Source organism: Glycomyces harbinensis (genome assembly GCF_900101745.1).
GTDB lineage: Bacteria > Actinomycetota > Actinomycetes > Mycobacteriales > Micromonosporaceae > Glycomyces > Glycomyces harbinensis.
This window is the reverse complement of record NZ_FNAD01000010.1, coordinates 143,123-154,803: the sequence shown is the minus strand read 5'-3', so window position 1 is coordinate 154,803 and position 11,681 is coordinate 143,123. Positions and strand designations below refer to the sequence as shown.

10 protein-coding genes and 1 tRNA gene are annotated in these 11,681 nt (G+C 68.9%); 2 read left to right on the top strand and 9 right to left on the bottom strand.

Translation table 11 applies throughout. From position 1 onward, the window contains the following. Window positions 1-56 precede the first annotated feature (56 nt). Window positions 57-2,135, top strand: coding sequence for an FUSC family protein (locus BLQ63_RS17210; RefSeq protein WP_143014967.1), 2,079 nt, complete (start codon window positions 57-59; stop codon window positions 2,133-2,135). 33 nt (window positions 2,136-2,168) lie between these two features. Here the strand turns inward: BLQ63_RS17210 and BLQ63_RS17205 are convergent, their stop codons facing one another. From BLQ63_RS17205 to BLQ63_RS17195, 3 genes are all read right to left on the bottom strand, one after another. Beyond that, window positions 2,169-2,471: a hypothetical protein gene (locus BLQ63_RS17205; RefSeq protein ID WP_143014966.1), complete on the bottom strand. Its 303-nt coding sequence runs from the start codon at window positions 2,469-2,471 to the stop codon at window positions 2,169-2,171. Between the two features lie 4 nt (window positions 2,472-2,475). Next, a complete protein-coding gene (locus BLQ63_RS17200; protein WP_177154983.1) occupies window positions 2,476-3,285 on the bottom strand; it encodes a Bax inhibitor-1/YccA family protein in 810 nt (269 codons plus the stop codon). A 152-nt stretch (window positions 3,286-3,437) separates the two neighbouring features. Continuing rightward, window positions 3,438-5,168 carry a bifunctional metallophosphatase/5'-nucleotidase gene (locus tag BLQ63_RS17195; protein WP_091037932.1) on the bottom strand — a complete coding sequence of 577 codons (1,731 nt, stop codon included), beginning with the start codon at window positions 5,166-5,168 and terminating at the stop codon, window positions 3,438-3,440. 404 nt (window positions 5,169-5,572) lie between these two features. On the opposite strand from BLQ63_RS17195, the gene BLQ63_RS17190 reads away from it, so the two are divergent. After that, entirely contained in the window at window positions 5,573-6,766 is a 1,194-nt protein-coding gene (locus BLQ63_RS17190; protein WP_091037930.1) for an acyl-CoA dehydrogenase family protein, read from the top strand. 153 nt (window positions 6,767-6,919) lie between these two features. Here BLQ63_RS17190 and BLQ63_RS17185 read toward each other — a convergent pair whose 3' ends face one another. The 6 genes from BLQ63_RS17185 to BLQ63_RS17160 all read right to left on the bottom strand — a co-directional run bounded on the left by BLQ63_RS17185 (window position 6,920) and on the right by BLQ63_RS17160 (window position 11,181). Further along, window positions 6,920-7,510 carry a GAF domain-containing protein gene (locus BLQ63_RS17185; RefSeq protein WP_091037928.1) on the bottom strand — a complete coding sequence of 197 codons (591 nt, stop codon included), beginning with the start codon at window positions 7,508-7,510 and terminating at the stop codon, window positions 6,920-6,922. Window positions 7,511-7,520: 10 nt separating this feature from the next. Continuing rightward, window positions 7,521-8,123, bottom strand: a complete 603-nt coding sequence (locus BLQ63_RS17180; protein ID WP_091037926.1) for a GTP-binding protein — start codon at window positions 8,121-8,123, stop codon at window positions 7,521-7,523. Next, entirely contained in the window at window positions 8,101-8,472 is a 372-nt protein-coding gene (locus tag BLQ63_RS17175) for a DUF742 domain-containing protein (RefSeq protein ID WP_091037924.1), read from the bottom strand. The genes BLQ63_RS17180 and BLQ63_RS17175 overlap by 23 nt, the downstream gene beginning before the upstream one ends. Further along, entirely contained in the window at window positions 8,472-8,903 is a 432-nt protein-coding gene (locus tag BLQ63_RS17170; protein WP_091037921.1) for a roadblock/LC7 domain-containing protein, read from the bottom strand. Before BLQ63_RS17170 ends, BLQ63_RS17175 begins: the two co-directional genes overlap by 1 nt. Then, entirely contained in the window at window positions 8,903-10,726 is a 1,824-nt protein-coding gene (locus tag BLQ63_RS17165) for a sensor histidine kinase (protein ID WP_143014965.1), read from the bottom strand. Before BLQ63_RS17165 ends, BLQ63_RS17170 begins: the two co-directional genes overlap by 1 nt. A gap of 369 nt (window positions 10,727-11,095) precedes the next feature. Then, window positions 11,096-11,181, bottom strand: a tRNA-Leu gene (locus BLQ63_RS17160). Between the last annotated feature and the right edge of the window lie 500 nt (window positions 11,182-11,681).

Here is an 11,681-nt window from a genome sequence, read left to right as displayed (position 1 = left end):
CCACCAGCGTAACCGGTAGTCGGCCTCACACCGGAAGGCGCGGCTACCCTGATGACGTGCTCAACCCAGGCGTGGCCGAATCCTTCCGCCGGGTCGGCCAGGACCTGCGGTCGTGGACCCCCGGCGAGGCCGCGCCCGTGCTCGCCGTCCGCGCCGCCTTCGGCATCAGTGTGGCGATGAGCGCGGTCGCCCTCCTGGGTCACCCGGGCTGGGGACCGGCCGCGATCATGGGCGCCTGGCTCGGCGGCGTCGCGCTCCTGACCCCGGGCACGCGCACGGGCCCGTCGCTGCCGATCGTGATCGGCGCCGCCGGGGCGCTCGGCCTCGTCCTCGGCGCGATCGACCAGCCGATCGTCCTCGTCGCCGCCGCGGCCGCCTACGCGTTCATCCTCACGTTCATCGGCTCGGTCAGCCACGTCGCGGGCGTGACCTTCACGGTCTCGGGCATCATCTTCTTCCTCGCCGACCATCTCACGATCGACACCACGATCGGGTTCGCGGCGCTCGCGGTCTGCGCGGGCGGCGCGGTCCAGTCGGTGATGGCGCTCCTGCCGCCGTACTACCGGTGGGCCGAGGACCGGCGGACCCTCGCCGACGCCTGGCGCGCCCTCGCCGACGAGGCCGCGGCCCTGGCCGCCGACCCCAACGCGCCCTTCCAGACCGAGACGCTCGTCGAGGCCGCCCGCGAACTCGACCGCCGCCGCGTCCTGCCGGCCGCGATCCTCGAGGCGCGCCGCCAGATCTACGCCGTCTCGATCGCGATCGGCCGCACCGCCTCGGCCCGCGCCCGCGCCGACGCCCAGGACCGCGACACCGTCGCGTTCTACTCCGAGGCCCTCGAACTCGCCGCGCGGCTGCTGGGCCACTTCTCGATGCGCATCACCGCGCGCAAACCCGCCGAACTCGACTGGGACGCCCTCCTCGACGGCCTCTCCCAGAACCCCATGGCCACCGCCACCGGCACCATGCCCACCGAGATCGGCGGCCTCCTGCGCACCCTCCACGAGACCGGCGGCTTCGCCGAGCGCATCACCGCGGGCGGCGACGAGGTCGTGGCCGACCCGGCCCTCGCGCACGCCACCAGCACCGCGCGTCAGGCCGTCGGCCAGCTCCGGGCCCGCCTGCACCGCCGCGACCCCGTCATCCACCACGCCCTGCGCCGCGCCGGGGTCATCGCCCTCGCCATGACGATCGGCCTGCTGTGGCCCAGCGAGCACGGCTACTGGATCCCGCTCACCGCGTGGCTGGTGCTCCAGGCCGACTTCGCCGGGACGCTCACCCGCGGCGTCACCCGGGCGGTCGGCACCACCACCGGCGTGGTCCTGGCCTCGCTCCTGGGGCTCCTGCTGCCCGCCGACCAGCTGTGGCTGAGCCTCGTCGTGCTCGCGTACGCGCTCGTCGCCTACCTGCTGCGGCCGGTGTCGATGCTCGTGTTCGCCGCGGCCGTCTCGGGCTTCACCGTGTTCCAGATCGACCTCTCGGGCGAGAGCCCCGTGCTCGCCGCGTTCGACCGGGGCGTGTGCACGCTCGTCGGCGCGGGGCTGGCGATCGGCTTCTACGTGCTCGTGCCGACCTGGCAGACCCGCCGCCTGGGAGACCTCCTCGGGGACCTGATCGACTCCTACCGCGACTACGCGCGGCTCTCGCTGGACCGCCAGGCGCACCCGGCCGACTACGACCGGAAGGTCATGCACGCCGCGATCGACCGGATCCGGTCCCGGCGGGCCGCGCTGGGCACCGCCGCGGACCAGGCGAAGGCCGAACCGATCGCCGGACCGGGCCCGCTGTCGGGCGACGTGCTGGGCGCCGAGGCCGCGTTGTCAAGGGCGGGAAGGGCACTGGTCGCGGTGAACGCGACGCTCGGGCGCGACGAGAAGGCCGTGGGGCTGGCGGGAGTGGACACGTTCGCGGACGCGGTGGACGCCGCCTATCTGCGGCTGGCGGCGCTGGCGAGGGGCGCGGACGCGCCGGGCGGCGTGGACTTGAGCCAGGCGGTGCACCGCCTGGACCTGCGCCTCGCGGCGATCGAGGACCGGAGCACGAGGACCAGGCGCAACGTCCTGCGCTGGGAGTCGGACAACCTGGTCGAGGCCCTCGACGACGTCGCCCTCCTCATGGCCGATTGGAACGGCTAGCGAAGGGCGGATCTGGCTGCGGATCGACCAGGGCTAGAAGAGGGCGGTCCTCGCCCTCGCTATCGCCTCGTCGGCGCGTCGCTTCTGCTCCTCGGTGAGCTTCGACTCGAACTCGAGGAGGTCCACGCCGATCACCTGGAGCTGGTCGGGCAGGTGCATGTCGTTCGGCAGCCGGGAGACCGGGCGCTGGGGCTGGCCTTCGGCTTCGGCGCTCACGTCGGCGAGGGCCTGGACGAGCGCGCGCATCGCATCGGCCTTGGAAGACCAGCGAGCGGGCGACCAGTGGCGCGTGCCTTCGACGACACGCCCGATCGCCCGCTCGAGTTCGGTGCTCAACCGATTAGTTGCTCTGGAAGTAGGACAGCAGGCGCAGCAGGTTCCAGTACAGGAAGATGAGGCCCGCGGTGAGGCCGAAGGCGCCGGCCCACGCGTACTTCTTCGGGGCGCCGTTGTTCGCGGAGTACTCGATCATGTCGAAGTCGAGGATGAACGAGAACGCGGCCCAGAGCGTGATGCCGATGGCGATGATCCACTGGAGCGCCGAGGCCGACTCGCCGGGAGCGGCGAACAGGCCCAGGTCCATGCCGAACATGCCGACCACGAGGTTGATCATGGTCAGGGCGAAGATGCCGATGCCGGCGCCGACGATGACCTTCGTGAACATCGGGGAGTTCTTCAGGATGCGGAACTTGTAGAGCGCCAGCATCGCGCCGAACACGAGGATCGTGGCGAGGAGCGCGTTGACCACGATGCCGGGCCACAGGGTCTCGAAGAAGGCGGAGACGCCGCCGAGGAGCAGGCCCTGGCCGATCGCGTACGCGAAGGCCACGAACGGGTTCGTCACCGGCTTGAACATCGAGAAGATCATGATGCCCAGGCCGACGACCATGCCGATCGTGCCGAGGGTCATCGCGGTGTTGAACGCCGACTGGTCGGTGATGACGGTTTCGCCGAGTGCGGTGGTCGTGAACGCGTCGGCGACCATCGAGTACGTGAGGATCGCGGCCACGAAAGTGGCGGCCACGAGTGCGACGGTACGGACGATGACGTCGTCGATCCGCATGGTCTCGGCCTGCGGCGCCTGGGTCATCTGTCCGTAAGGCCCGTACGCGGCACCCATGTGCTGCTGGTTGTACTGGGTCTTCACCATATTTCGAAGGGATGAGTTCCTGCTCTGCATTGCCATGACCTGCGGTCCTCCATTGGAAGTTCAAGGGTCGTTTCAGCCTATCCGGTCATTGCCGCAAACACGACACAGCGGCGGAGCATTCCCTGCTCCGCCGCTGTGAATGTGCTCAGGTTCTAGGAGACGACCGTGACCCGGCCCAGTTCCGGCGCTTCGAGCGGCGCGGCGCTGGTGCCGAACTCGGCGAGGTAGTCCTCGAACGCGTCCACGTCGAGCTCGCCGAAGAGCCGGTTCTCGCCCTCGGCGAAGGCGTGGAACGAGTCGCCCCCGTCGGCCAGGAACGAGTTCACCGCGACCCGGTAGGTCTGGTCGGCCGCGATCGGCTCGCCGTCGAGCCGGAGCGAGTCGGCCACGATCTGGTCGGTGCCCGCGGCGGTCTTGTCCCACGTGTACGTGAAGCCCTCGGAGACCTGGAGCGCCAGCGTGGTCGCGCGGTCGTCGCTCGGCAGCTGCTGCTGGAGCGCGGCGAGGAGCTGGGCCCCGGTGAGGTCCAGCGTCACCACGTAGTTCGCGAACGGCTGCACCGTGAAGACCTCGCCGTACGTGGCCTCGCCCGGCGTGCCCTGGTCGTAGAGCAGGTCGGCTCTGACGCCGCCGGGGTTCATCAGGGCGATCTCGGCCCCGCCCTCGTCGGCGCCGGCGGTGTTCCACAGCTGCGCGTCGGCGATGAGCGATCCGAGCGCGAACTCCTCGGCGCGGGTCGCGCCGCGCTTGATGTCCTCGGCGATGTAGCCGACCACGCGGTTCCCGGCCTCGGCCGCGAGCGGGCCGTACTCGTCCAGGATCGCCGTCTGGTCCTCGTCGGCCTCGACGTCGCGGGTGACGACGGTGTTCGAGCCGTTCACCGAGGAGCGGACGATGTCCTTGGTGCGCTTGTCGTACGTCGCGTCGATCTGGGTGAAGACCTTGCCGTAGGAGGACGCGGAGGTGATCATGCGCGGGTTGCCGGCCGGGTCGGGCACCGAGCACACGTACTCGTTGTGGGTGTGGCCGGTGACCATGACGTCGACCAGCGGCGTCATGTTCTCGGCGATGTCGACGATCGGGCCGGACATGCCGGTGCCGGTCCCGTCGAGGGACTCGCAGTCGTGGCCGGTGTCCTCGGCGACGGGCACGCCGCCCTCGTGCATGAGGACCACGATCGCGTTGACGCCCTTGCGCTTGAGCACCTTGGCGTACTCGTTGGCGGTCTCGACCTCGTCGTGGAACTCCAGGCCCTCGATGCCGGCCTTGGAGACGATGTCGCCGGTGCCCTCGAGGGTCATGCCGATGAAGCCGACCTTGACGCCGCCGCCGAAGTTCTTGATCCAGTACGGGTCCAGGACCGGGTCGCCGGTCTCCTCGTCGACGACGTTCGCGCCGAGGTAGGGGAAGTCGGCGCCCTCGAAGTCGTCGTCGCCCTCGATGATGCGGTTGAGCTCCTCGAAGCCGGCGTCGAACTCGTGGTTGCCCACCGAGGACACTTCGACGCCCATCGCGTTGAGCGACTCGATGGTCGGCTCGTCGTCGAAGACCGCCGACAGGAACGGGCTGGCGCCGATGAGGTCGCCGGCGGCCACCGTCGTCGAGTAGCGCTCGCCTTCGCGGGCCTCTTCGAGGTGCGTCGCGAGGTATTCGGCGCCGCCGACCGGATCGGCGTGGCCGGGCAGGGTGAGGCTGGAGGCGGCCTCGATGTTGCCGTGGAAGTCGTTGATGGCCAGCAGCTGGAGGTCGACCTCGCGGCCGTGGCCGTGGCCGTTGCCCGGGCCGCCTTGCGAGGACCAGGCGCCCACTGCGAGCGTGGTGGCCGCGAGAGCGGCGACGCCGAGGACGGCGACCGCGCGGCGCCGGTGTCTGAAGATGAACATGGCTCTCCGTTGGGGGTCGATGGGTCGGGCGCGGGGGGCCGCCCGGATCGAGGTGTCCGGCCTGATCCAATCATGGGACGATTGCCCTCGCGTCAACGCAGCATAACGCTCGTACAAAGGCCCGATAACGGACTGGGGCACCGCACCGTCCGTAGCACAGAGCGATCGTGAGCACACCCTCACTCCCGGGATATGAGATGTGTGAAACCGCACGTAATCCCTTGCGTCGCAACCGCTTGTTACTGCCACGTAACAACCGAATGTCCACATTGCCGTCTCTTGCCCCATGCGATAACGGTTGCTACAGTCACTGCGAGAACAACTCGCATATACAGCTCGTCACTTGGTGGGGACTGCTGCGGAGCGGTCATAGGCGAGCACCCACGCCCACAGGGGGTTACCCGTTGACCGGTTATTTCACGAGTGAGCAGCATGACGTCCTCAGATCCGAGGTCCGGGCCTTCGCCGAACGTGAGGTCCGCCCGCACGTCGCGGAGATGGAAACCCAGAAGACCGTCCACCACGAGCTGTCCCGCCACATCGCCGCCCAGGGCTGGCTCGGCGTCACCATACCCGCCGAATACGGCGGCATGGGTATGGGGCACTTGGCGAAGACCATCATCATCGAGGAGCTCGCGCGGGTCTCCGGGGCCATGGGAGCCATGGTCCAGGCCTCCCAGCTCGGCGTCGCCAAGATCCTCCACTTCGGCTCCGACGAGCAGAAGAAGACCTGGCTGCCCAAGGTCGCCGACGGCACCTGCCTGCCCACCATCGCCGTGACCGAGTCCGCCTCCGGCGGACACGTGCTCGGTATGCGGGCCAGGGCCGTACGCGACGGCGACGACTACATCATCAACGGCCACAAGGTCTTCGTCGGCAACAGCCATGTCGGCGACGTCCACGGGGTCGTCGTCCGGACCGGCCTGGGCCCCAAGGGCCTGACCGCGTTCCTGGTCGAATCGGACCGGCCCGGGTTCGCGCTGGCGCCGCAGCAGTCCACCATGGGCCTGCACGGCTTCAGCTTCGGCGAGCTGCTGTTCGAGAACTGCCGGGTGCCGGCGTCCAACCGGCTCGGGGACGAGGGAGACGGCCTCGCCGTCGCCTACTCGTCCTCGATCCTGTACGGGCGCAGCAACCTCACGGCGGTGTCGCTCGGCATCCACCAGGCGATCCTGGACGCCACGGTCGAGTACGCCTCCGAGAGGGAGCTGTACGGCAAGCCGATCGCGGAGCTGGACAACATCAAGCAGAAGATCGGCCACATGGCCTCGCGGCTCATGACCGCCAGGATCACCGCCTACCACGCGGTGCACCTGCTCGACCAGGGCGAGGCCTGCGACATCGAGCTGATGAACGCGAAGCTCGTGAACGTCGAGTCGGCCATGGACTCCGCGAGGGACGCCATGGAGATCCACGCGGCCATCGGACTCACCACCGAGCGGCCGATCGAGCGCTTCCTGCGCGACGCCTACCACATCTTCGCGCCCGCGGGCACGTCCGATGTGCAGCGCCTGCGCCTCGCGGAGGCGGTGCTGGGGCGGGCCAAGGGCCAGTGGTCCGAACGCATCGTCCACGGCGAGGCCGTCGGCGTCCACTAGAGCGCGATATCCGGAGGATCGGCCGGAGCATCGCCGAAGGAAGTACCGCCGCACCACCGCACAGGGCGGCAACGAAAACGAGGAGGCAGCGAAAGCCGCCTCCTCCTTTTCGTCAGCCCTGCAACGCAGGTCCGAAATGCCGGTCCTGCGACCTCAGCCCTGCAACGGGTCGTCGCCCCGCTTCAGCGCGTCGCGCTCCCTGATCCGGTCCATCACCTTGGCCGCCATGCCCTTGATGATGTCCAGGCCCGGGCGGCCCCAGTCGTGCGTCTCGGTGTCGACCACGCACACCGTGCCCAGCGTGTTCCCGTCGTCGTCGATCAAGGGCGCCCCCAGATAGGAGCGGATGCCGATCTTGTCGACCACCGGGTTGCCCGCGAAGCGCGGGTAGTCGCACACGTCGCCGAGCACGAGCGCCTTGCCGCGCACCACGACGTGCGGGCAGTACCCGTGGTCGCGATCCATCTCGCGGCCGACCTCGGGGGCCTCCTCGACCCCCATGGCCTGGTTGGCGCCGCCCGGGGCCGGGGCCGCGAGTCCGGCGAAGTACTGGTGCTCCTCGTCGATGAAGTTGACCATCGCGTACGGCGCGCCCGTCAGGACGGTCAACTCGTGCGCCAGCTCGTCGAACTCGGGGTCGGGCAGATCGCCGATCCCGAGGTCGCGCAGGCGCTTGACCCGTTCTGAGGCACCCGGATCGTCGGGCGTGATGGTGAGACGGAACTCGTTCTCGGGAATGGACATTCAGGGCTCCTTAGCGGACGCTCGAAGCAGCGGCCGACATCAAGTGCTTCGTCAACGTGACCAGCACCAACGTTGCGGAACGTGGATCGCGTGCATCGCAGCAGACGATCGGGATATTCGGTTTGAGATCCAGAGCGGCCCGGACTTCGTCCGGCTCGTAGTGAAAGCCGGTCTCGAACTCGTTGACCGCCACGATGAACTGCGTGCCGCGCCGCTCGAAGAAGTCCAGCGCCGGGAAGCAGTCCTCCAGACGCCGCGTGTCCGCGAGCACCACCGCTCCGAACGCCCCGTCCGACAACTCGTTCCACATGAACCAGAACCGGTCCTGCCCGGGGGTGCCGAACAGGTACAGGATGTGCTCCGGGTCGAGCGTGATCCGGCCGAAGTCCAGGGCGACCGTCGTGGTCACCTTGTCCCCCACGCCGGTCAGGTCGTCGACACCGATCGAGGCGGTGGTGATCGTCTCCTCGGTGCTCAGCGGCTCGATCTCCGAGACCGCTGCGACGAAAGTCGTCTTGCCGACCCCGAAACCGCCGGCGACCAGCAGCTTGATGGCGGTGGGCAGGGCTGATTGTTGTGCGGGCGATCGGTCAGAGTCGCCGTTGTAGGCCATTGAGGAGTGCCTCCAATACGGATTTGTCGGTGGGGTCGACGGCGGGGTCGGGTGCGTGGGCGATGACGGCCCCGCAGTCCACGAGATCGGACAGCAGGACCTTGATGACCATTGCGGGAAGCCGCAGGTGCGCCGACACCTCCGCCACCGAGATCGGCTCGTGGCAGAGGAGCAGCGCCTCGGCGTGCTCGTTCTCCAACTGCGAGGGACGCAGCTGCCCGGTCGACCGGACCAGCGACAACAGGTCCAGTTTCGCGGTGGGTGCGGTGCGTCCATTGCTGACGGTGTACGGCCGGACCAGGGGACCCGCGTCCTCGTCGAGCAGCGGCCGGTGCTCGAAGTCGGACATCAGCCGACCTTTTCTCCGCTCGCCGCAGCGGGCCGGCGAACGGGCGTCTCCAAGTACGGCCGCACGCTCTTGACCAGGATGGACATCTCGTAACCGAGCACGCCGGCGTCCGCCTCGCGCCCCGCCGTCACGGCCAGGACCGCGCCCTGGCCCGCCGTCGAGACGAACAGCAGCGTGTCGTCCAGCTCCGCCACGACCTGCCGGACACTGCCGGTCGAACCGAACTGGGCGCCCGCCGACCGCGCCAGCGAGAACATGCCCGACGCGATCGCGGAGAGCTGGTCGGCCTGGTCGACCCCCAACCCGTGGAAGGCCTTCTTCATGCCGTCCGAAGACAGCAGGAGGGCGCTGCGGGTGTGCGGGACCTTCCGCACCAGCCCCGCGAGCAGCCAGCTGAGATCCGTTTGCGCGCCTGCCTCGTCGCCTGCCATTAGAACTCCTCATTCCTGTACGGAGAAACGGAACCATCGGATGTGGGGATCTGCGGACCGCCGTCCGCGCGCTGCCGGCCCTGCTGGAACGCCCGCATCAGGCCCGGGTCGTGACCCGGCTCCGCTCCGCGGGCGCCCTGCTGCGGGGCGTCCCGCAGCTGCGGCGCCAGGTGCGTCTGCTTGTTGCGCTTCGGCAGGGCGGGACGACCGTCGGGGTCGTACGCGTGCGCGCCACCGGAACCGTTCATGCGGTCCTCCGGGTAGTCCGTCACGACCTGGAGCTCGGCCGTCACCGGCAGGGCACCGGTGTCGACGCTCGGAGCACCGTTGGCAGGTGCGGCGTACGAGGGCGTGTACGCCGCGGAGTCCATGCGGGGCTGGGGGGCCGGGGCGTTGTAGTGGCCCGTCCCCGCCGTCGGGAGGGGCCGCAGCTGCATCGACGGCAGCTGCGGGGGCGTCAAAGCGCCCGGCTGGCGGACCGGCATCTGCTGCGGGGCCGCCGGGATCTCGCGCTGCACCGGGGGCTTCGGCGCGGGCGTGTCGTCGCCCAGGAGGTCCTCGGGCACCACCAGGATCGCCTGCGTGCCGCCGAAGATGTTGGACTGCAACTGGACCGTCAACTCGTGGCGGTGCGCCAGCGACGAGACCACGTACAGGCCGATGCGGCCGTCGGCCAGGAGCTCGTCCAGGTCGACCTGGTCGGGCGTCATCAGCATCTTGTTGAAGCGCGCCCGCTCGTGCGGCTCCATGCCCAGGCCGCGGTCCTCGACCTCGACCGCCAGGCCCGTGCGGACCCGGGCGACCCGGATGAGCACCTGCGTGTTCGGCGCCGAGAACGTCGTCGCGTTCTCCACCAGCTCCGCCACCAGGTGGATGATGTCCGCGACCGCATGGCCCTTGAGCGTGCCGTCGATGGGGCGCACCAGCTTGACGCGGGCGTACTGCTCCACCTCGGCGACGGCGCTTCGCAGCGCCTCGTAGACGTTGACCGGACGCGACCACTGCCGGTGCGAGGTCGCCCCGCCGAGGACCGCGAGGTTCTCCGCGTGGCGGCGGATCCGCGTGGCCAGGTGGTCGACCGAGAACAGGCCCTTGAGCAGATCGGGGTCCTCGACCTGGTTCTCCAGCTCGTCGAGCTGCTCGATCTCCCTGTGCACCAGCGATTGCAGGCGCCGGGCCAGGTTCACGAAGATGCCGACGCGCGAGTTCACGTTGACCGCGTCGATCGGACCCGACGTGATCATCGGGGCCACCGGCGCGGCGGGAGCCGCCTTCGGGGCGGCCGGGCGCACGCCGCGTGCCGCGACCGCCTCGGCGGCCGCCCGCAGATGCCGGGCCTCCGCCGCGAGCAGGCGAAGGGCCTCGTCGGTGGTCGGGGCGCTGGCCCCGGGGTTCGGAAGCGGAACGGACCAGCGCTGTTCGGCGGGCAGGTTCCGCTGGAGGTCGTCGAGGACCTGCCAGACCTTGTAGTGGGTCTCGACCGTGGAGCGGCGGACCGCGAGGATCCGCCGGTTGAGCTGCGCATCGGTCTTCGACGCCGAGCCGGCCGCGAGGTAGGCCGCCAGGGCCATCAGGACCGCCGCGGAGCCGAGCACGACGGGGGCCATCCACGAGGGGCTGGAGTCGGGGGCTTGGGTCAGGAACACCGCCACGCCCGCGCCGATGACGACGGCTGCACCGAGGGGCAGCAGCGCCAGGCGCAGGAGGCGGGACTTGAGATCGTCCGGGGCGCTCGATTCCTCGGCGGCACTGGGGCCGGGAGGGAGGGGCGCTGGCCCGGAGGGTTGGTAAGCAGGGGTTGTGGACCGAAGTGTTTCGGGCATCGCCATCCTCACGACACTGGCCTATCGGCTTCCGCGATACCGGGAAGTGACAAAGTCGTTGCAGCAGAAGGGAATGCCATGTCCCCACCGGCTGTTTCGACAGAATGGTATCAGCGCTCAGTTCCCTGGATAGCATGGCTGCCCTGTCCAGTCAACCTGGCGATGCAATCGCACGGTGACCCGAATTCGTCCGTTCACGGCCCTGTCACGGCTGCTCAGGGCACTTGTGGACTCGCAGGGCGGGGGCTTCCGCAAGAGGGCGGATTCATCACCCGATCGGGAGTAGCGTCGGGAATGCGAGGAACGACACTGTAGGACCGGACGATTCCGGGGCGTCCGATCCCGTTGTCCGGCAACTCGTTCAAGCGCTGGTGCCCGAGACGGGATTTGAACCCGCAAGTCTCCCGACGGCCGGTTTTAAGCCGACTGTGTCTACCAGATTCCACCACTCGGGCCCGTATGCTGCCACGCTAGCGAAATTTCCCCCGGCGCGGTCCCCCCGGATTCCCCGCAACAGGCCCGACACCTCCCCAGACTCCGAAGTGTCAGCTTCCCGACACAGGGCAGATTCCCTAATGGATCTTGAGCCCGAGGATCGTCTCCATCGAGGACGGCGGGGTGCAGATGTCGCACCTGTGGGAGATGGTTGCCCCTGGGGCACTTGTGGATGTCTGTTTTGAAGGCTGATGCCGGGATTGGGATGTCTTGTGCGGGCCTGTTTTTGGCCAGGTTCAGGCGGCGGCGACAAAGAGCTGAGTGATTCCTTTGTCTCCCTTCGACTTTGCGGGAGCAGTTGGGGCGAGGTCACTGAGGCACCGACAGAAGGTGGATCTCTTCTTCGTCTTGTTGCGTCTTTGAGGCGCGTTTACCGAGGCAAGACGGCTCTCCTCGGGTCTATTATGGACTCACATTCACTCCTTTGGGTGATGCCGATACCACTCAACAGGTGTCATCA

Bases quoted from the DNA above. Each gene is read 5' to 3' on its own strand.
- BLQ63_RS17200 (WP_177154983.1), bottom strand. From the start codon at position 3,285: ATGGTGAAGACCCAGTACAACCAGCAGCACATGGGTGCCGCGTACGGG.
- BLQ63_RS17195 (WP_091037932.1), bottom strand. From the start codon at position 5,168: ATGTTCATCTTCAGACACCGGCGCCGCGCGGTCGCCGTCCTCGGCGTC.
- BLQ63_RS17185 (WP_091037928.1), bottom strand. From the start codon at position 7,510: ATGTCCATTCCCGAGAACGAGTTCCGTCTCACCATCACGCCCGACGAT.
- BLQ63_RS17180 (WP_091037926.1), bottom strand. From the start codon at position 8,123: ATGGCCTACAACGGCGACTCTGACCGATCGCCCGCACAACAATCAGCC.
- BLQ63_RS17175 (WP_091037924.1), bottom strand. From the start codon at position 8,472: ATGTCCGACTTCGAGCACCGGCCGCTGCTCGACGAGGACGCGGGTCCC.
- BLQ63_RS17170 (WP_091037921.1), bottom strand. From the start codon at position 8,903: ATGGCAGGCGACGAGGCAGGCGCGCAAACGGATCTCAGCTGGCTGCTC.
- BLQ63_RS17165 (WP_143014965.1), bottom strand. From the start codon at position 10,726: ATGCCCGAAACACTTCGGTCCACAACCCCTGCTTACCAACCCTCCGGG.